Raw genomic sequence first — 18,363 nt, forward strand, 5'->3', positions numbered from 1 at the left:
CGCCGGACCGGGTGATTTGTCGACTTGCACCGGACGCCCGCATTTCCGAAAATAGGGCATCTTTATGGTGAAGGACACCTCCATGACATCTCCCCTGTTCAAGCTTGGCCTGGCGGCACTCTGTACGACCCTGCTCGCCAGCTGTGCCCAGTCTCCCACCGGTCGCAGCCAGATGCTGCTCTTCTCGCCCCAGCAGATGAGCAAGCTGGGGGCTGACTCCTTTGAGCAGATGAAGAAGCAGGAGAAGGTGAGCAAGGATGCCAGAGTGAACGCCTATGTCTCCTGCGTCGCCAAGGCGGTGACCGCCCAGGTGCCTGCCAGCTACGGCATCACCAACTGGGAAGTGGTGGTGTTTGACTCCAAGCAAGTGAACGCCTTCGCCCTGCCCGGCGGCAAGATCGGGGTCTACACCGGCCTGCTCAAGGTGGCCAAGAATCAGGATCAGCTCGCCACCGTCATCGGCCATGAGCTGACCCACGTGCTGGCCCAGCACTCCAACGAGCGGCTCTCCCGCAGCCAGCTGACCGGCCTTGGGCTGGCGGCGGCTGATATCGCCATGGGCAGCAGCGAATACCGCGGCGCCACCATGGCGGCGTTGGGGCTCGGGGTCGAGGTCGGCGTCATGCTGCCCTATGGCCGCGAACAGGAGAGCGAGGCGGACCGGCTGGGGCTGGATCTGATGGCCCGCGCCGGTTTCAATCCGGCCGAAGCGATTCCGCTCTGGCAGAACATGAGCGCGGCCGCGGGCGGCAATGCGCCGCCCCAGCTGCTCTCCACCCACCCCAGTAACGAGAGCCGGATCGCCGAGCTGCAGGCCCAGCAGGCTGAGGCCGTGCCGCTCTATCAGCAGGCCCGCGCCTCCGGACTGGTGCCCCAATGCAAGGCATAAGCCTGCGCATGGCGCGGCCCGATGACGCTGCCGCCATGACGGTGATGCAGCGGGCCAGCTGGCTCGCCGCATATGGCGGTGTGCTCGGTACCGACATGCTGGCCCAGCTGGCGGTCACCGAGCACCTGCAGATCTGGCAGCGCCGGCTGGCGGAGACGGGCCCAAGGCCCATGCTGCTGTGCCAGGACGAGGTGGTCATCGGCCTGCTCTACTGGCAGCCGGAGCTGGCGGGGGAGTACCCCACCGCCTGGATCCGTGCCTTTTACCTGCATCCCGACCACTGGCGCCAGGGCCACGGCAAGCGGCTGTGGCAGGCGGTGGCGATGCAGATGCGGCGCGCCGGCTGTGAAGGCGTCAGATTGTGGCTGCTCGATGGCAACCACATCGGCGAGGGGTTCTATCTGCGCCGCGGCTTCGTCTTCGATGGCCAGGAGCGCATCCTGATGAGCCTCGGCCAGCCCTGCCTGCAGCGACAAATGTTTCGTTTGCTTTGATCTCTCTCCCGTTTTTCGCCCTCGGTCACTTTATTTTTTTTGCGAATTAATACAATGTCCCCCTCTGGACAGGCTGAGGTGAGGCGGCTCACCGACAAGGGAGTGTGGCATGTATTACGGCTTTGATATTGGTGGCACCAAGATAGCGTTTGCCGTCTATGACGGCGCCTTGAATCTCTGCCACGAGGAGCGCATGAGCACTCCCGGCAATGACTATCAGGGGCTGCAGCAACTCATTCGCGAGCGGGTCGAACAGGCGGATGCCCGTTTCGGCGCGCGCGGTGCGGTGGGCATCGGTTTTCCCGGCATTCTCAACCGGCACGACCACAGCATAGTGGCGGCCAATCTGCCCTCCATCAATGGTCGCCACCTGGGCGCCGATCTGGCCGAACTGCTGGGCAGACCGGTCAAGGTGGACAACGATGCCAACTGCTTCCTCTGGTCCGAGGTACATCAGGGGGCGGCGGCGGGTGCCGACAGCGCCCTCGGCGTCACCATAGGCACCGGCATCGGCGGCGCCGTCTATCTGGCGGGCAAGCTGATCCAGGGCCGCAACTGGCTGGCGGGGGAGATAGGCCACTACCCGCTGCCGGCCACCATGCTGATGAAGTACCCCGACCTGCCTCGTCCCCGTTGCGGCTGCGGTCGCCTGGTCTGTTTTGAAACCTATGCCTCCGGCACCGGGCTGGAGCGGCTCTATCACCACTTCCACGGCCAGCGTGCCAGCGGCCACCAGATAGTGGGGCGCTTCGAGGCGCACGAGCCCCATGCGGTGGCCGCGGTCGACTGCTGGCTCGAGATCATGGCCGCCGGGCTTGCCACCGCCATCTCGGTGGTCGACCCCGACGTGGTGGTGCTGGGGGGCGGCCTGAGCGGCCTGCCCGCGCTCTATGAGCAGTTGCCGCTGCGCCTGCCCGGTCACCTGCTGCCCGGGGTCGCCCTGCCCGAGATCCGCGAGGCCCGCTTCGGCGGCGCCGGCGGGGTGCGCGGGGCCGCCTTGCTCAATTTATGAGATCAGATCCGGGGTCTGATCTCCCCAATAAAGGAGTCCATCATGACCTCTCTTGAAATCTGTATCGACAACCTGGAATCCCTGTTCACCGCCCAGGCGGCCGGCGCCGATCGCATCGAGCTCTGCTCTGCGCTGGGGCTGGGCGGCCTGACCCCCTCCTATGGCTTCATGCAGCTGGCGGCGCGCCATGCCACCATTCCCGTCTACGCCATGATCCGGCCCCGGGCCGGCGACTTCTGCTTTGGCGAAGGGGAGTTCGAGATGATGCTGCAGGATATCGCGGCGGCCCGTGCCGCCGGCCTGCAAGGGGTGGTGGTCGGTCTGCTGGACGAGGAGGGACGGGTGCCTGCCGCCAGACTCGGCCAGCTGGTGGAGGCGGCGGGGCCCCTTGGCGTCACCTTCCACCGCGCCATCGACCTCTCCTCCGACTGGCGCCTCGACTTGGAGACCATAGTCGCCGCCGGCTGCGAGCGCATTCTGAGCTCGGGCCATGCGCCGACTGCGCTGGCGGGGCTCGAGACCCTGCAGGCGATGCAGCAGGCGCTGGCGGGGCGGGCCAGTCTGATGCCGGGTGCCGGGGTCAATGCCGACAACGTGCGTACCATCATCGAGTTTACCGGGGTAAACGAGGTGCACATGTCCGGCATGGGCTGGCGCGGCGGCATGGTGCCCCATGGCGTCAACATGGGCACCTCGGACGATGGTCGGGTCAATATCACCGACGGCGCCAAGGTCGTGGCGGTGCGGGCTCTGCTGGACAGGGCCTGATACTGGCCGCACGGCGGCATGGTGTCTCTTCATGGGCACCTCGGACGACGGTCGGGTCAATATCACCGACGGCGCCAAGGTAGCGGCGGTGCGGGCCCTGCTGGACAGGGTCTGATACGGCTTGAATGTGAGCAGGGGTGATGGTGCTCTGTTTTGCTCCCTTCTCCCCTGGCGGGAGAAGGGCCGGGGATGAGGGGCTGATGTGAGGCACCTCCCACCTGGGGGCAAAACCGGGGACAGGTCGGCAGCACCCGGCGCAAAAGTCTGATATTATCCCGTCTCTTTTACCCTCAGGACCCGGAGCAACTTCTCAATGTCCCAATACGACTCTATCGAACAGAAGGCCAGCTATGGCATCGGCCGCAACATGGGTGATCAACTGGCGCAGCAAGCCTTCGCCGGTCTGGATATCCCGGCCCTGCAGCAAGGTCTGGCAGATGCCCTGAATGGTCTGGAGTTCGCGGTCAGCCGTGACGATATCAACGATGCCTTCCAGGTCATCACCGCCCGTATGCAGGAAGAGCAGGAAGCCGTTGCCAAGGCTGCCGCCGCCGAAGGCGAAGCCTTCCTGGCCGACAACGCCAAGCGCGCCGAAGTGAAGACCACCGAGTCCGGTCTGCAGTACGAAGTGCTGGTGGAAGGCAACGGTGCCGTACCGGTAGCCGGTCAGTCCGTCCGCGTGCACTACCACGGTACCTTCACCCACGGTGGCGTGTTCGACAGCTCCGTCGCCCGCGGCCAGCCGGCCGAATTCCCGGTAACTGGCGTGATCGCCGGCTGGGTAGAAGCGCTGCAACTGATGCCGGTTGGCTCCAAGTGGAAGCTCTACATTCCGCAGGATCTGGCCTACGGCGCACGCGGTGCCGGTTCCATCCCGCCGTACTCCGCCCTGGTATTCGAAGTGGAGCTGCTGGACATCCTGTGATCCGGCTGGCTTGATTGATACAGACGGCGACCCTCGGGTCGCCGTCTGTTTTTTTGCGCCGCGCACGGCGGGGCATGGGCAGCGCCTGCGCTTTTGGATATAGTCATGGCTCCTGCTGGGAGAGCGCCCATGACTGCCATCATTGAAGTCGTCGATCTCGTCAAGCACTTCCCCGGCGTCAAGGCGGTGGATGGGCTCAGCTTTGCCATTCCCGCCGGCAGCTGTTTCGGCCTGCTCGGCCCGAACGGGGCGGGCAAGACCACCACCATAGAGCTGCTGGAGGGGATCCTTACCCCGGACAGCGGCCAGATCCTGTTTCACGGTGCCCCGCGCGGCCCCGACTACCGCTCCCGCATCGGCATCCAGTTCCAGCACACTGCGCTGCAGGATTTCCTGACGGTGCGCGATACCCTGCGCCTGTTCGCCAGCCTCTACCCGGCCCCCTTGCCCCAGGCCCAGCTCATCGAGCTGTGTGCGCTGGGAGAATTCATCGATCGGGACAGCCGCAAGCTCTCCGGCGGTCAACGGCAACGGCTGCTGCTGGCGTTGGCGCTGCTCGGCGACCCCGAACTGCTGTTTCTGGACGAGCCCACCACGGGGCTCGATCCCCAGGCCCGCCACCACTTCTGGCAGCGCATCGAGGCGATCAAGGCGCAGGGCAAGACGGTGGTGCTCACCACCCACTACATGGACGAGGCCCAGCAGCTGTGCGATCAGATTGCCATCGTCGATCACGGCCATCTGCTCAGCCTGGATACCCCGGTCGCCCTGCTGGCCCAGCATTTTGACGGCGTGCTGGTGCGCCTTGCGGCTCACCCGGCCCTCGCCAGTCTCGGCTATCCCCTGCGCCCGCTGGGCGAGCAGGTGGAGCTGAGCTGCCCCGACGTGGCGGACTTGCTACCACGGCTGCTGAGCCTGGGCGTGCCGCTGACCGGCATGCAGGTGCGCTCCCCCAATCTGGAGGATCTCTTCCTCCATCTGACCGGCCACAGCCTGCGGAGCGGCGCATGAACGCGGCCCCGTGGCACTCCGCAGCGGCGTCTGCCGGCATGCCGTCCCAGCCTGCCAGCTCAAGGAGCACCAGATGACCGGATCCCTCAAGCGCATCGGGGCGCTCTTCTATGCCCGCAACCTGGAGTTTGTGCGGGATCGGGCGGCGCTTGTCTGGAACCTGGCCTTTCCGCTGTTGCTGGTGCTGGGGTTTACCCTCATCTTCTCCGGCCCGCCCAAGCCGCTGGTGCAGATGGGGGTGGTGGGGGAGCTACCCGCGGCCTATGCCCCGCTGCGCGCCGTGCCGCTGCTCAAGATCATCCCCTATGACGAGGAGGAGAGGGGCCGGCTCAAGGTGCGCCACCATCAGCTGGATCTGCTGCTCTCGCCCGGCACGGGCCGTTACTGGATCAACCCGGATGCCCCCCAGGGCGCCATGGCCGAGTACCTGCTGCGCCAGGCCGTGCCGGTGCAGCTGGTGCGGGAGACCCTGAGCGGGCGTGCCATTCGCTACGGTGACTGGCTGCTGCCCGGGGTGATCGGCATGAATCTGATGTTCTCCGGCCTGTTCGGGGTGGGCTTCGTCATCGTCCGCTACCGCAAGAACGGAGTGCTCAAGCGGCTGCGGGCCACCCCGCTCTCGGCCGCCGAGTTTCTCTGCGCCCAGCTGCTGTCGCGCATCCTGATCACCCTGGTGGTGAGCCTGCTGGTGTTTTTGATGGCCTACTTTCTGCTCGGGGTGCCGTTGCTCGGCTCGGGCTGGCTGCTGCTGTTGATCGCCCTGCTGGGCGGGGCGGCCATGGCGTCCCTCGGCCTGCTGGTGGCGGCCCGCATCCAGAACGAGGAGCTGGCGAGCGGGCTGCTCAACGTCATCAGTATGCCGATGATGTTCCTCTCCGGCGTCTGGTTCTCGCTGGAAGGGGCTCCCGCCTGGCTGCAGCAGCTGGCGGCCTGGCTGCCGCTCAGCCAGATCATCGCGGCGGCCCGCGCCGTCATGCTGGAAGGGGCAGGCTGGGCCGAGGTGGCGGCGCCACTGGGCTGGGTCCTGTTGTTTACGCTCTGCTGCATCACCCTGGGCAGCGCCCTGTTCAAATGGAGTTACAGATGAAGCTATCGATGAAGCTATCGATGAAGTCACTGCCGCTGGTTGGCGGAACCCTGCTGGCCCTGCTGCTGAGTCTGCCGGCCAGTGCCGGCGCCATGCGCTGCAAGAATGCGCTGATCACCGAAGGGGACAGCACCGCCGAGATGCTGATCAAGTGCGGCGAGCCCATGTTGCGCGAGGAGCTGACCCGCAACGAGGAGAACCAGTTCGGCAACCTGGTGCAGGTGAAGTATGGGGAGCGCTGGACCTACAACTTCGGCAAGAACGAGTTCATGCGTTTCGTCACCGTGCGCAACGGGGTGGTCACCGACATCGAGAACGGCCCGCGCGGCAATTGATCCTGCCGACCGGATGCTGCGCGCCGAGTGCGGTGGTGTGGCTCCGGTCTCTTTCCAGCGTTTACGCCCCCGTACCCACCTTTCATCCCTCTCTTCCGGTTGCCCGGTATTGGTTCATGCCCCCCAATAACGGGCCCTGTTGTTGGCAAATCGCGCCCGATAAATGCGTTGTCAGCGCGCTTTTCTGCCCCAATCCGGTGCGCCCGATTTTTTGCGAAAAATAATCCTCACGTTATCGGGGGCTTGGAACCGTAGGCCATTTTGCGAATAAGGGTCTATTTTTAATTCTAAGAGTGCATATCGGCCCGTAGACCTATTTTGTGCTGCTGCACCAAGGTTGGGCCGGCTTGCACCGATTGACAGGTTTTTGAGCCGCTCGATAAGCTGTGAAAAAGCAGGGAAACGAAGGCATCTTGCCAGGTTCTGGTGCCTATTTGAATCAAACCACAGGGAAGCGTGAGATGAAGCAGATACACAAGGCAGGTATGGTGATGGTGCTGTCGCTGGTGGCAGCAAATGCATGGGCAGACGGCACCCTGAATGCCGTCAAGAAGAAGGGATTCGTGCAGTGCGGGGTGGGGGATGGCCTGCCGGGTTTCTCCAATCCGGATGCCAAGGGCATCTGGACCGGTCTGGACGTGGATGTGTGCCGCGCCGTGGCCGCGGCCGTGCTGGGGGATGCCGGCAAGGTGAAGTATGTCTCCCTCACCGCCAAGGAGCGTTTCACCGCCCTGCAGTCCGGCGAGGTGGATCTGCTGTCGCGCAACACCACCTGGACCCTGACCCGGGACGGGTCGCTGGGTCTGACCTTTGCCGGGGTGAACTACTACGATGGCCAGGGCTTCCTGGTCAAGCAGTCCCTCGGGGTGAAGAGTGCCAAGGAGCTTGACGGCGCCGCCGTCTGCATCCAGTCCGGCACCACCACAGAGCTCAACCTGGCGGACTATTTCCGCGCCAATGGCGGCATGAAATATACCCCTGTGGTGTTCGACACCTCGGATCAGACCGTCAAGGGCTTTGAGGCGGGCCGCTGTGACGTGCTGACCTCGGATCAATCCCAGCTCTATGCCCTCAAGATCAAGCTCAGCAAGCCGGCGGAGGCCATGGTGCTGCCTGAGGTGATCTCCAAGGAGCCGCTGGGGCCTGCCGTGCGCCAGGGTGACGAACAGTGGTTCAAGGTGGTGCGCTGGAGCCTCAACGCCATGCTCAACGCCGAGGAGGCCGGGGTCACCAGTGCCAACGTGGACGAGATGCTCAAGTCCACCAACCCGGATATCCGTCGTCTGCTGGGGCTGGAAGAGCCCAAGGGGTCGGTGCTGGGGCTGGATGACAAGTGGGCCTACAACATCGTCAAGCAGGTCGGCAACTATGGCGAATCCTTCGACCGCAACGTCGGTGCCGGCTCCCCCCTCAAGATCGAGCGCGGCATCAATGCGCTCTGGAACAAGGGTGGCCTGATGTACGCGCCGCCCATCCGCTGAGTCGACAACCATCGGGGGGCCGAGGCCCCCCATTTCCCCTGGCTTTGTCGGAGCCATCCTCATGGCGTTACACGCATCAAACCATAGGAAAGAACAGGGCCGCTGGTGGTATGACGCCAAGGTGCGGGCATTGATCTTCCAGTGTCTGGCCATCGCGGTCGTGGTCGGGTTCCTGTTCTACATCATCCACAATGCCCTGACCAATCTGGCCACCCGTGGCATCACCACAGGCTTCGATTTTCTGGGCAACACGGCGGGCTTTGGCATCCTGCAGAGCCTGATCCCCTATGACGAGACCTATACCTTCGGTCGTACCTTTCTGGTGGGGCTGCTCAATACCCTGCTGGTCTCCGTGCTCGGCATCCTGTTTGCCACCCTGCTCGGTTTCATGCTCGGGGTGGCGCGCCTGTCGCGCAACTGGCTGGTGGCCAAGATAGCGACCGTCTACATAGAGACGTTTCGCAACATCCCGCTGCTGCTGCAGATCTTCTTCTGGTACTTCTCGGTGCTGCGCACCCTGCCATCTCCGCGCCAGAGCGTGGATCTGGGGGGGCTCGCCTTCCTCAACGTGCGGGGCCTCTATCTGCCCAAGCCCCTGTTCGAAGAGGGATTCGGCTACGTGCTCTTGGCCCTGCTGATTGCCGTGGTGTTGAGCTGGGGGCTGAGCCGCTGGGCACGGCGCCGTCAGGCCCTGACTGGCAGGATATTCCCGTTCTGGCGCAGCGTGGCCGCTCTGGTCATTCTGCTCCCGGCCGCCGCCTTCCTGCTGGCGGGCAGCCCGCTCAGCTGGAGCGTGCCAGCCCTGCAGGGGTTCAACTTCCGGGGCGGGCTGACGGTCTTGCCCGAGCTCGCGGCCCTGCTGCTGGCGCTCACCATCTACACGGCGGCCTTTATCGCGGAGATAGTGCGCTCCGGCATCATGGCCATCAGCAAGGGGCAGACGGAGGCGGCCTCCGCCCTCGGGCTTTCACCCGCCAAGACGCTGCGACTGGTGATCATTCCCCAGGCGATGCGGGTCATCATTCCTCCCTTGACCAGCCAGTATCTGAACCTCACCAAGAACTCCTCGCTGGCCACGGCCATCGGCTATCCGGATCTGGTGTCTGTGTTCATGGGCACCACCCTCAACCAGACCGGGCAGGCCATCGAGGTCATCGCCATGACCATGGGGGTCTATCTCGTCATCAGTATCACCACCTCGCTGCTGATGAACATCTACAACCGCAGGATGACGCTGGTTGAGCGCTAGGGAGCTGTCATGTTCGTGAACGAATTGCAGGAGGCCCTGCCGCCTCCCAACCACCGTCGGGGGCCGCTCGCCTGGCTCAGGCAGAATCTGTTTCCCAACTGGTGGAACGGCCTGCTGACCCTGGTGCTGGCCTATCTGTTGCTGCCACTCATCTGGTCTGCACTGGACTGGGTGCTGTTCTCGGCCACCTGGCAGGGGAGCAGCCGCGAGGCCTGCGGCCAGGGCGGTGCCTGCTGGATCTTCATCGAGAGCCGGCTGGGGCAGTACCTCTATGGCTTCTACCCGGCCGATCAGTACTGGCGCATCAACCTGACCTTCGCCGGCCTGGCGGTGCTGCTGGCCCTGCTCATCTGGCCCAAAACCCCGCGCAAGGGGTGGCTGGCGCTGTTCACCCTGCTGGTGTTCCCTGTCATCGCCTTCTTCCTCATTCATGGCGGGGCGGGGCTGGATGTGGTGGAGACGAACCGCTGGGGCGGGCTGATGCTGACCCTGGTGCTGGCGGTGGTGGGCATAGTGGTGGCCCTGCCGTTCGGCATCCTGCTGGCGCTGGGGCGTCGCTCCCACATGCCGGTCATCTCCAGCCTCTGCACCGTCTACATCGAGTTCTGGCGGGCGGTGCCGCTCATCACCGTGCTCTTCATGGCGTCCGTCATGCTGCCGCTGTTCATGAGTACCGAAGTGGAGCTCGACAAGCTGCTGCGGGCGCTCATCGGCATCATCCTGTTCCAGGCGGCCTATGTGGCCGAGGTGGTGAGAGGCGGGTTGCAGGCGATCCCCAAGGGGCAGTACGAGGCGGGGGAGGCCCTGGGGCTCTCCTACTGGAAGGTGATGGGGCTCATCATCATGCCGCAGGCCCTCAAGATCACCATCCCCTCGCTGGTGAACACCTTTATCTCCCTGTTCAAGGACACCAGCCTGGTGCTGATCATCGGGCTGTTCGATCTGCTGGCCATCTCCAAGGTGGCGCTGGCGGATCCGGCCTGGCTGGGGTATTCCACCGAGGCGTATGTCTTTATCGCCATGATCTTCTGGATGTTCTGTTTTGGCATGTCCCGCTACTCCATCTATCTGGAGCGCAAACTCAACACGGGCCACAAGCATTAGGAGTAGTTTCGAGATGAAAACGGACGCTGTCGTCGAACTGAAAGCAGTCAACAAGTGGTACGGTGAATTTCACGTGCTGCGCAACATCAACCTGCAGGTGGGCAGAGGGGAGAAGATCGTCATCTGCGGGCCATCTGGCTCAGGCAAGTCCACCATGATCCGCTGCATCAACCGGCTGGAAGAGCACCAGAGCGGGGACATCCTGGTCAAGGGCACGGCCCTGACCTCGGATCTCAAGAACATCGAGGCGGTGCGCCGGGAGGTGGGCATGGTGTTCCAGCACTTCAACCTCTTCCCCCACCTGACCGTGCTGGAGAACTGCTGCCTGGCCCCCATCTGGGTCAAGCAGCTGCCGCGCAGGGAGGCCGAAGAGATCGCCATGAACTTCCTGCGCCGGGTGCGGATCCCGGAGCAGGCCCTGAAGTATCCGGGTCAGCTCTCCGGCGGCCAGCAGCAGCGAGTCGCCATCGCCCGCAGTCTCTGCATGAACCCGCAGGTGATGCTGTTTGACGAACCCACCTCGGCGCTGGATCCCGAGATGGTGCGTGAGGTGCTGGACGTCATGGTGGAGCTGGCCCACGAGGGGATGACCATGCTCTGCGTCACCCACGAGATGGGGTTTGCCAAGCAGGTGGCGGATCGGGTGATCTTCATGGACCGGGGGCAGATCATCGAGGAGAACGTGCCGGATCAGTTTTTCGACAACCCCCAGTCGGATCGGACCAAGCTGTTCCTCTCCCAGATCCTGCAACATTGAGCCGCATGGGGGATGTTGTCCATAAAAAAGCCCGCACTCTGGTGAGCGGCGGGCAAGTAGTAAAAGCATGGACGCAGACTACAAAACAGAAAGGACTATGGAAGTTACCCCAACAGCAGGGTGGTGTGGCGCAGGCCGCGAACCTCCAGATTGATCTGCCGGGCCAGACTCAGGGTCTGACGGCAGGTCAGGCTCTCCAGATTGATCTCGCCGCCGCTGAACTCGAATCGCCCGTGGGTCTCCACCATGAAGCTGCCGTGATGGAAGCTCTTGATGTAGCGGGCAATCTGGCGGGGAGACAAGTTCTTGAACACCTTCATCACAAAAACACCTGTTGCGTGGACAGGGCACACTATGGCCTCGCCAGGTGACACGGATGTGACAATTTATGGAGGTTTGTATGAATCCGGTTTGCCGTCGACGGCCGGCCGGGAGGGAATTGAAAAAAGGCTGCCATGACAAGCCGTTGCCCCGATATACTGCGGTCACTTGGATGAATCAGAAGGGTCTGCGTGTGGAGTGGGTGGATGTGGTGGATGGAGAGAACCGGGTGATCGGCGTGGCCGAGCGCGCCAAGGTGCGGCGAGAGAATCTCTGCCACCGCGCCAGCTATATTCTGGTGCTCGACGAGGCTGACCGGATCCTGGTGCAGCGGCGTACCCTCAGCAAGGATTTCTGCCCCGGCATGCTGGACGCCTGCGCCGGCGGTGTGGTCACCACGGGCGAGCAGATGGAACCCTCCGCCCGCCGCGAACTGGCCGAGGAGCTGGGCATCGAAGGGGTGCCGCTGCAGGGCTTTGGCACCTTCTATGCCGAAGGGGAGGGTTACCGGGTCTGGGGTGGCCTCTACAGCTGCCACTATCAGGGGCCGCTGCGGCTGCAGGCCGAAGAGGTGAGCGAGGTGTGCTGGATGAGCCAGGCAGAGATAGCCGCGCGGGCCGCCGAATTCACCCCCGACTCTTTGCTCGCAATCGCCACCTGGCAGGTGCGGCGCTGAGCGGTGTTGCATGCAGAACGGGCAGCCACTGGCTGCCCGTTCTGTTTCTGGATGGATGGAATCTCACACCAGCCTGAGCCGCCGGTTGGTGCGCCCGCAGGGGCTGGCACCGGCGAGCCAGTGGCCCTGCCACTCGGTCACCAGGCGCAGCAGCGGGTACTCCAGATCGAGCCGGGTCACCACCAGCTGGCCGACGGTGTCGCCGATGACCGGCTCGCCGCTGGCCAGATCGATGATTTCGACCAGACAGTTCTCGTTGACGATGAACCCCTGGCCGGGCTGGCTCTCGTAGGCTATCACCCCGGCATCCTGCAGCAGCAGGCAGTTGAGCGCGCGGATGCCGTGCACCGCCTGCAGCGGCCGGGTGTCGGGGTGGGACGATTCGCACAGCAGGGCGCAGCGCAGGCTGTCGCTCGGCACCTCGGCCCGCTCTGCCGCCTCCAGCAGGTCCAGCAGCACTGCCAGCGGTCCGACGAAGCCGGTCGGCTCAAAGCGCTGCAACGCCTCCAGCTGGCGCCGGGTATCGTGGGGGCCGCAGGGTACCACCGGGCTCCCCAGCTGACGGGCGCCGTTGTCGAAGATGAAGGCGGTGGGGCTGATGTGGTAGTCGTGGCCGTTGAGCAGCACCTCCCCGGCCTTGAAACCGGCGGCGAACAGGGCCCGCGCCGCGCCCCACCAGTCGGCCCCGGCATATTCGGGAATGGCCAGCTGGCCGGGGCAGGCAAACACCCGCAGCGCCTGGCTGGCGGGGCGGCCGGTGAGGCCGGCAAAGGGCGGGTGGGCCTGCTGGGCGGCGAACAGCTCGCCGGCATTGAGCAGGGGCAGGCTGGCCAACTCCCCCAGATCCTGCAGGCGGCGCTGGCGATAGGCGCTGGAGTAACCGGTACAATACTGGCCGACATGGGCAAGCAGGTGGTTGAGCTGATCCAGCTGCTGCTGCTCGCGCAGGGGGGAGGGGCGAATTTCCAGTCCATCGTAGTAGTGCTGCATGAGGCCTCCTTGGTCGGCTGATCCTGCTCAAGGTTAGTTCAAATGATCCCGGTAAAGGGGGGTCTGTGTCACAGCGCGGTCGTGGGGTAGACTGGGGCTCCTTCCCTCCACTTAAGGATGAGCACAATGATTGCGACGGGTCAGACCCTGCCTGCGGGCGAATTCACCTTCATCACCCCAGAGGGGAAACAGCAGCGGGATAGCCACAGCCTGTTTGCCGGCAAGCGGGTGGTGCTGTTTGCGGTGCCCGGCGCCTTTACCCCCACCTGTTCCAACGCCCATCTGCCGAGCTATGTGGTGATGGCGGACCAGTTCAAGGCCAAAGGGGTGGATGCCATCTGCTGCCTGTCGGTCAACGACGCCTTCGTGATGAAGGCGTGGCAGGATGCCCAGAACGCCGCTGCCATCACCATGTTGGCGGACGGTGACGGCAGCTGGACCCGGGCCCTGGGGCTGGCCAAGGAGACCGGCGCCTTTGGCGGCGTGCGCGCCCAGCGCTTTGCCCTCATCGCCAATGACGGCGTGGTGGAGCGGCTGTTCGTGGAGGCGCCGGGCAAGTTCGAGGTGTCGGATGCAGAGAGTCTGCTGGCGGCGCTGTGAAAGATTAATCGCCGTTTGATTTCATCTTGAAATAGCAAGGCGGCCCGTTACACTGTTGCCGCGTTTGGATGGAGCCAGGCAAGTTGCCTGGCTCTCGTGTTTGCCGTGGATGAGATAGAAAAATATGACCCTGGCTTTTGTTGCCCTGATTGCCGGACTGGCGTTGCTGGTCTGGAGTGCCGACAAGTTCGTGGACGGTGCCGCCGCCACTGCCCGTTATGCCGGTATGCCGCCGCTGCTCATCGGCATGGTGATCATCGGTTTTGGTACTTCGGCCCCTGAAATGGTGGTCTCCGCGCTGGCGGCCTCCCAGGGCAACCCCGGGCTGGCGCTCGGCAATGCCTATGGCTCCAACATCACCAATATCGCCCTTATTCTCGGCTTGACTGCCCTGATCAGCCCCATCGCCGTGGCTTCCCAGGTGGTGCGCAAGGAGATCCCCATCCTGCTCGGCATCACCCTGCTCTCCGGTGCCCTGTTGCTGGATGGTCGCCTGGATCGCACGGACGCCGCCATCCTCGGCGTGGTGTTCCTGGCGCTGATGGGCTGGTCTATCTGGGCCGGCATGCGCGGCAAGGGGGATGCGCTGGATGCGGAGACCGAGGAGAGCATCGACAGCGAGGGCATGTCCCTCAAGCTGGCCCTGTTCTGGCTGGTGGTCGGGCTGGTGCTGCTCATCGGTGCTTCCCGCCTGCTGGTGTGGGGGGCGGTGACCATAGCCCAGGGCTTTGGCATCAGCGATCTGGTGATTGGTCTCACCATAGTCGCCATCGGCACCTCGCTGCCGGAGCTGGCCTCTTCGCTTATCGCCATTCGCAAGAACGAGCATGATCTGGCCCTTGGCAACGTGCTCGGCTCCAACCTGTTCAACACCCTTGCGGTGGTCGGGATCGCGGCTGGCATCCACCCGCTGGACGTGGCGCCTGAGGTGCTCTCTCGCGACTGGAGCTTGATGATGGGGTTGACCCTGTTGCTGCTGGTGATGTGCCTGGGCAGCAAGGGGCAGGGGCGTATCAACCGGCTGGAGGGCGGCGTGCTGCTCGCCTGCTTCGTCGCCTACACTGGCTGGCTGCTGACCAGCCAGTTTATCTGACGATTCGCCAGACAATAAAAAGAAGGGGGAAGCATCGGCTTCCCCCTTCTGTTTTTTAGCGCAGGCCTGTCAGGCCACGGCAACCATCTTCTGCCCTTTCTGGCTGCTGTCCAGAATGAGGATGTTCGCCTTGGGGAAGAAGTTGAAGGTGGAGGCCGATGCCCAGGTGTAGGCCCCCATCACCCGGCCCACCACCAGCTCGCCGATGGCCAGATCCGGCAGCATGATGCCGTCGCGGATCACGTCCACACTGTCGCAGGTCGGGCCGGAGAGCACAGAGTTGTGCAGCTCGCCGCGAGCCAGCGGGGTGCTCACCGGGTAGGTGACGTGGTCATAGAGCTGGCCGTTGTAGCTGCCGTAGAGACCGTCATCCAGGTAGTACCAGATCTTGTCGCCGCGATGGGCCTTGCCCATCACGCTGGATACCGAGGTCATGGCCGGCGCGCTGATGAAGCGGCCCGGCTCGGCAATCTTCTGCACGGTGGCCGGCAGCTTGGCCAGTGCCTCGCGGATCGGCGCGCAGAAGCCGTCGATGTCGAACTCGCCGCCCTCATAATCCACCGGGAAGCCGCCGCCGATGTCCAGCACCCAGGGCTTGAGGCCGAGCTCCCAGGCCTGCTCCATGATCTCGCGGCAGGCGTCGATGGCCTGCACGTGTCGACGGGCATGGGGCACCTGGGAGCCGACGTGGAACGACAGTCCCATCACCTTGATCCCCTTGGCATGGGCCAGCTGCAGCAGTGGCAGCGCCTGCTCCGGAGTGCAGCCGAACTTCTTGGAAAGGTCGACCTTGGTCTCGGGATTGGGGAAGCTCACCCGCAGCAGCAGCTTCACCTCATCCTTGTAGGGGAGGAACTTCTCCAGCTCCAGCGGGTTGTCGTAGACAAACACGGTGCAGCCGTACTCCAGCGCATAGCGGATATCGCTGTCGCGCTTGATGGGATGGGTATGAATGCAGCGCCCCGGGCGGACACCCTGACTGCGCACCAGATCCACTTCGCCATTGGTGGCCAGATCGAAACAGGCCCCCTCTTCCTTCAAGACAGAGACCACTGCCTCGTGGGGCAGGGGTTTGAGTGCATAGTGCAATCGTACATCGGGCAGGGCGGCGGCCAGGGCCCGATACTGTTTGCGGACGGCTGCCTTGTCGAGCAGCAGCAGGGGGGAGCCGAATTGTTCAACCAGCTGACGGTAATCTTGTGCAACCAGGGTCTCGTTCATTCTCTTTTGGTCATCCTTAGGGGGCGTGATATGCCCAAGCCATATGCGATTGAACCGGCGACGGCCGGCTCAGGCGAGCGGTCCGGGGGGACCAACCAGGCACACTGCATAACTTCCTTGCGAAGTGCTTAGTTATGCGCGGGATTATCGGCTTATTGCGTTTGTGTGCAACCCTTTTGATTGGATATGTCGGCAAGTTTTTCTGGTCGAGACGAAAGATCATCTTGATATGGCCCATGTTTCGACTAGCAAGCGGCAGGCTGTTCAGGCAACCTTGTCTAACGTATTGATAGTTAACGAACAAATAACATTCGGCCCCAGCCTGGTCAGAACCGAAAAAAATCGGCGACGAGGGGGCGCGAGTGGGAGACAGCTCACACTTTTTGGATTACCATGCCCGCTTCCTAATCCAAACTAGTTCGGATGAAGGTAGCAGGAGAGCGATGGGCAACCATCCACCGAAGAAGTGAATCTTTCAGGTACCGGGCAACCGGTGTGGACTGCTACTGGACGATACTCTGGAGAGACCCGTTGAATCGGGCGCCGAAGGAGCAAGGCACCGTGATTGTATCGCAATCTGGCGCCGGAAACTCTCAGGCAAAAGGACAGAGGGGATGGGATGGTTGTACCTGAGCTTGAAACTGTTCACGGTCTGTAACGAGAGGTCGTCAGCAAGGTAAAGAGCAGCGCAGGAACCGGAGTGTATGTGAATACATGAGGCTTTCGAGCAGCGCATGAGCCTTGGTCACGACCTCGCAGCGAGAGTGTGAACACGTTTTTGGCCCGCATCCGATCGCCTCTGGCCGATCGCGACACCTATGGGAAGATCATCCTTCTCCTCCTTAATTTCTGTTTCTTAAGGAGGATGCATGTCATCAATTCAATCGGCGCTCGCCGCCATCGATAGCTTTATCTGGGGGCCACCCCTGCTGATCCTGCTGGTCGGGACCGGCGTCTACCTCACTCTGCGTCTGGGTCTGCTTCAGGTCATGCGTTTGCCGCTCGCCCTGCGACTGGTCTTTGGCCGCGATCAGGGTCAGGGCAAGCAGGGAGATGTCTCCAGCTTCGGCGCGCTCTGTACCGCCCTCTCCGCCACCATAGGCACCGGCAACATCGTCGGGGTCGCCACCGCCATTAAGCTCGGCGGCCCCGGCGCCCTGTTCTGGATGTGGATGGCCGCCCTGTTCGGCATGGCCACCAAGTACGCCGAGTGCCTGTTGGCGGTCAAATATCGCCAGCAGGACGCCAATGGCCAGATGGCGGGCGGCCCCATGTACTACCTGGAGAAGGGGCTCGGCTCCAAGCTGCTCGCCAAACTGTTCGCCCTGTTTGGCATCGGCGTCGCCTTCTTCGGCATCGGCACCTTCCCCCAGGTCAACGCCATCAGTGACGCCATGAGCCTCTCCTTCTCGGTGCCCCGGGAAGTGACCGCCGTGCTGCTGACCCTGATCGTGGCACTGGTGACCCTGGGGGGGATCAAGTCCATCTCCAGCGTGTCGAGCAAGGTGGTGCCCTTCATGGCCATCTTCTACATCGTCGCCTGTCTGGGCGTGCTGGTGAACAATGCCGCTGCCCTGCCGGAGGCGATCGCCCTGGTGATCGGGAGCGCCTTCACCGGCCATGCGGCTACCGGCGGCTTCGTCGGCGCCGGCATCATGCTGGCGATCCAGTCCGGGGTGGCGCGCGGGGTCTTCTCCAACGAGTCGGGACTGGGTTCTGCCCCCATCGCGGCGGCGGCGGCCAAGACCGATTCGTGTGTGGAGCAGGGGCTGGTCTCCATGACCGGCACCTTCATCGACACCATCATCATCTGCACCATGACCGGCCTGACCCTGGTAGTGACCGGGGTGTGGAGCGGCGATGCGAGCGGCGCGGCCATGACCAGTCTGGCCTTCGCCCAGGGGCTCGATGCCCATGTCGGCCAGTATCTGGTGAGCATCGGCCTGCTGTTTTTTGCCTTCACCACCATCCTTGGCTGGAACTACTACGGCGAGCGCTGCACCGAGTACCTGTTCGGGGTGAAGGCGATCAAGCCCTACCGCCTCATCTACCTGGTGCTGGTGGCGTGCGGCGCCTTCCTGCATCTGGACATGATTTGGCTGTTGGCCGACATCGTCAACGGCCTGATGGCGGTGCCCAACCTCATCGGCCTTATCGGCCTGCGCCACGTGGTTATCGCCGAGACCCGCGCCTACTTCAGCCGGGACAGCGATACGGAGTCCGAGCCCGAGCCGCAGACAGCCTGATGCCACGGCCATCCATTCAAAACGAAAAGCCACGACCCGAGTCGTGGCTTTTTCTATGGGCGCTTTTATGAGGGGTGCAGGCTGCTGTGCCCGGCAGCAGGGCG

Annotated in this window: 19 protein-coding genes and 1 riboswitch; of the genes, 16 read left to right on the forward strand and 3 right to left on the reverse strand. The window is 63.5% G+C overall.

Features of this window, described 5'->3' with window-relative positions:
* Positions 1-82 precede the first annotated feature (82 nt).
* The 12 genes from G5134_RS02770 to G5134_RS02825 all read left to right on the forward strand — a co-directional run bounded on the left by G5134_RS02770 (position 83) and on the right by G5134_RS02825 (position 11,112).
* Positions 83-889: a M48 family metallopeptidase gene (locus tag G5134_RS02770; RefSeq protein WP_017780627.1), complete on the forward strand. Its 807-nt coding sequence runs from the start codon at positions 83-85 to the stop codon at positions 887-889.
* Positions 877-1,383: a GNAT family N-acetyltransferase gene (locus tag G5134_RS02775; protein ID WP_024943231.1), complete on the forward strand. Its 507-nt coding sequence runs from the start codon at positions 877-879 to the stop codon at positions 1,381-1,383. The genes G5134_RS02770 and G5134_RS02775 overlap by 13 nt, the downstream gene beginning before the upstream one ends.
* A 109-nt stretch (positions 1,384-1,492) precedes the next feature.
* Positions 1,493-2,395 (forward strand): ROK family protein, encoded by a 903-nt coding sequence (locus G5134_RS02780; protein WP_019839095.1) that lies wholly within the window; start codon positions 1,493-1,495, stop codon positions 2,393-2,395.
* 42 nt (positions 2,396-2,437) lie between these two features.
* On the forward strand, positions 2,438-3,163 hold the full coding sequence (locus G5134_RS02785; protein WP_065018198.1) for a copper homeostasis protein CutC: 726 nt from the start codon (positions 2,438-2,440) through the stop codon (positions 3,161-3,163).
* 313 nt (positions 3,164-3,476) lie between these two features.
* Entirely contained in the window at positions 3,477-4,088 is a 612-nt protein-coding gene (locus tag G5134_RS02790) for an FKBP-type peptidyl-prolyl cis-trans isomerase (protein ID WP_005298548.1), read from the forward strand.
* Positions 4,089-4,217: 129 nt separating this feature from the next.
* Positions 4,218-5,099 carry an ABC transporter ATP-binding protein gene (locus G5134_RS02795; protein ID WP_024943234.1) on the forward strand — a complete coding sequence of 294 codons (882 nt, stop codon included), beginning with the start codon at positions 4,218-4,220 and terminating at the stop codon, positions 5,097-5,099.
* A gap of 73 nt (positions 5,100-5,172) precedes the next feature.
* Positions 5,173-6,186 (forward strand): ABC transporter permease, encoded by a 1,014-nt coding sequence (locus tag G5134_RS02800; protein WP_024943235.1) that lies wholly within the window; start codon positions 5,173-5,175, stop codon positions 6,184-6,186.
* Between the two features lie 8 nt (positions 6,187-6,194).
* Positions 6,195-6,521, forward strand: coding sequence for a DUF2845 domain-containing protein (locus tag G5134_RS02805; protein WP_005298553.1), 327 nt, complete (start codon positions 6,195-6,197; stop codon positions 6,519-6,521).
* Positions 6,522-6,982: 461 nt separating this feature from the next.
* The gene (locus G5134_RS02810) at positions 6,983-8,002 is read left to right on the forward strand and encodes an amino acid ABC transporter substrate-binding protein (protein ID WP_065018200.1); all 1,020 of its coding nucleotides are present in this window, start codon (positions 6,983-6,985) and stop codon (positions 8,000-8,002) included.
* A 61-nt stretch (positions 8,003-8,063) separates the two neighbouring features.
* A complete protein-coding gene (locus tag G5134_RS02815) occupies positions 8,064-9,251 on the forward strand; it encodes an amino acid ABC transporter permease (RefSeq protein ID WP_231939795.1) in 1,188 nt (395 codons plus the stop codon).
* A gap of 9 nt (positions 9,252-9,260) precedes the next feature.
* The gene (locus tag G5134_RS02820) at positions 9,261-10,355 is read left to right on the forward strand and encodes an amino acid ABC transporter permease (protein WP_065018202.1); all 1,095 of its coding nucleotides are present in this window, start codon (positions 9,261-9,263) and stop codon (positions 10,353-10,355) included.
* A 13-nt stretch (positions 10,356-10,368) separates the two neighbouring features.
* Positions 10,369-11,112: an amino acid ABC transporter ATP-binding protein gene (locus G5134_RS02825; protein ID WP_005298561.1), complete on the forward strand. Its 744-nt coding sequence runs from the start codon at positions 10,369-10,371 to the stop codon at positions 11,110-11,112.
* A gap of 104 nt (positions 11,113-11,216) precedes the next feature.
* Here G5134_RS02825 and G5134_RS02830 read toward each other — a convergent pair whose 3' ends face one another.
* Positions 11,217-11,432 (reverse strand): DUF1107 domain-containing protein, encoded by a 216-nt coding sequence (locus G5134_RS02830; RefSeq protein WP_005298562.1) that lies wholly within the window; start codon positions 11,430-11,432, stop codon positions 11,217-11,219.
* Between the two features lie 173 nt (positions 11,433-11,605).
* Between G5134_RS02830 and yfcD the strand changes: the two genes are divergently transcribed.
* Positions 11,606-12,109 carry an NUDIX hydrolase YfcD gene (gene yfcD, locus G5134_RS02835; protein ID WP_065018203.1) on the forward strand — a complete coding sequence of 168 codons (504 nt, stop codon included), beginning with the start codon at positions 11,606-11,608 and terminating at the stop codon, positions 12,107-12,109.
* 63 nt (positions 12,110-12,172) lie between these two features.
* Here the strand turns inward: yfcD and G5134_RS02840 are convergent, their stop codons facing one another.
* Positions 12,173-13,099 carry a phenylacetate--CoA ligase family protein gene (locus G5134_RS02840; protein ID WP_005298566.1) on the reverse strand — a complete coding sequence of 309 codons (927 nt, stop codon included), beginning with the start codon at positions 13,097-13,099 and terminating at the stop codon, positions 12,173-12,175.
* A 126-nt stretch (positions 13,100-13,225) separates the two neighbouring features.
* On the opposite strand from G5134_RS02840, the gene G5134_RS02845 reads away from it, so the two are divergent.
* Both G5134_RS02845 and G5134_RS02850 read left to right on the forward strand, forming a co-directional pair.
* The gene (locus G5134_RS02845) at positions 13,226-13,699 is read left to right on the forward strand and encodes a peroxiredoxin (protein ID WP_065018204.1); all 474 of its coding nucleotides are present in this window, start codon (positions 13,226-13,228) and stop codon (positions 13,697-13,699) included.
* Positions 13,700-13,823: 124 nt separating this feature from the next.
* Entirely contained in the window at positions 13,824-14,792 is a 969-nt protein-coding gene (locus G5134_RS02850; RefSeq protein ID WP_024943240.1) for a calcium/sodium antiporter, read from the forward strand.
* Between the two features lie 69 nt (positions 14,793-14,861).
* Here G5134_RS02850 and G5134_RS02855 read toward each other — a convergent pair whose 3' ends face one another.
* Complete coding sequence (locus tag G5134_RS02855) at positions 14,862-16,013, reverse strand: type III PLP-dependent enzyme (protein ID WP_005298572.1); 1,152 nt, start codon at positions 16,011-16,013, stop codon at positions 14,862-14,864.
* A 508-nt stretch (positions 16,014-16,521) separates the two neighbouring features.
* A riboswitch (glycine riboswitch) is annotated at positions 16,522-16,632 on the forward strand.
* A 250-nt stretch (positions 16,633-16,882) separates the two neighbouring features.
* Between G5134_RS02855 and G5134_RS02860 the strand changes: the two genes are divergently transcribed.
* On the forward strand, positions 16,883-18,259 hold the full coding sequence (locus tag G5134_RS02860) for an alanine/glycine:cation symporter family protein (protein ID WP_024943241.1): 1,377 nt from the start codon (positions 16,883-16,885) through the stop codon (positions 18,257-18,259).
* Positions 18,260-18,363 lie beyond the last annotated feature (104 nt).

The sequence above is a fragment of the Aeromonas sp. 600276 genome (assembly GCF_049175815.1).
Classification (GTDB): domain Bacteria; phylum Pseudomonadota; class Gammaproteobacteria; order Enterobacterales; family Aeromonadaceae; genus Aeromonas; species Aeromonas dhakensis.

Coding starts and splice junctions, on each gene's coding strand:
- G5134_RS02790 (WP_005298548.1), top strand. CDS start 3,477: ATGTCCCAATACGACTCTATCGAACAGAAGGCCAGCTATGGCATCGGC.
- G5134_RS02810 (WP_065018200.1), top strand. CDS start 6,983: ATGAAGCAGATACACAAGGCAGGTATGGTGATGGTGCTGTCGCTGGTG.
- G5134_RS02830 (WP_005298562.1), bottom strand. CDS start 11,432: ATGAAGGTGTTCAAGAACTTGTCTCCCCGCCAGATTGCCCGCTACATC.
- yfcD (WP_065018203.1), top strand. CDS start 11,606: ATGAATCAGAAGGGTCTGCGTGTGGAGTGGGTGGATGTGGTGGATGGA.
- G5134_RS02860 (WP_024943241.1), top strand. CDS start 16,883: ATGTCATCAATTCAATCGGCGCTCGCCGCCATCGATAGCTTTATCTGG.
- G5134_RS02815 (WP_231939795.1), top strand. CDS start 8,064: ATGGCGTTACACGCATCAAACCATAGGAAAGAACAGGGCCGCTGGTGG.
- G5134_RS02805 (WP_005298553.1), top strand. CDS start 6,195: ATGAAGCTATCGATGAAGTCACTGCCGCTGGTTGGCGGAACCCTGCTG.
- G5134_RS02820 (WP_065018202.1), top strand. CDS start 9,261: ATGTTCGTGAACGAATTGCAGGAGGCCCTGCCGCCTCCCAACCACCGT.
- G5134_RS02850 (WP_024943240.1), top strand. CDS start 13,824: ATGACCCTGGCTTTTGTTGCCCTGATTGCCGGACTGGCGTTGCTGGTC.
- G5134_RS02845 (WP_065018204.1), top strand. CDS start 13,226: ATGATTGCGACGGGTCAGACCCTGCCTGCGGGCGAATTCACCTTCATC.
- G5134_RS02800 (WP_024943235.1), top strand. CDS start 5,173: ATGACCGGATCCCTCAAGCGCATCGGGGCGCTCTTCTATGCCCGCAAC.
- G5134_RS02785 (WP_065018198.1), top strand. CDS start 2,438: ATGACCTCTCTTGAAATCTGTATCGACAACCTGGAATCCCTGTTCACC.
- G5134_RS02770 (WP_017780627.1), top strand. CDS start 83: ATGACATCTCCCCTGTTCAAGCTTGGCCTGGCGGCACTCTGTACGACC.
- G5134_RS02775 (WP_024943231.1), top strand. CDS start 877: ATGCAAGGCATAAGCCTGCGCATGGCGCGGCCCGATGACGCTGCCGCC.
- G5134_RS02795 (WP_024943234.1), top strand. CDS start 4,218: ATGACTGCCATCATTGAAGTCGTCGATCTCGTCAAGCACTTCCCCGGC.
- G5134_RS02840 (WP_005298566.1), bottom strand. CDS start 13,099: ATGCAGCACTACTACGATGGACTGGAAATTCGCCCCTCCCCCCTGCGC.
- G5134_RS02855 (WP_005298572.1), bottom strand. CDS start 16,013: ATGAACGAGACCCTGGTTGCACAAGATTACCGTCAGCTGGTTGAACAA.
- G5134_RS02780 (WP_019839095.1), top strand. CDS start 1,493: ATGTATTACGGCTTTGATATTGGTGGCACCAAGATAGCGTTTGCCGTC.
- G5134_RS02825 (WP_005298561.1), top strand. CDS start 10,369: ATGAAAACGGACGCTGTCGTCGAACTGAAAGCAGTCAACAAGTGGTAC.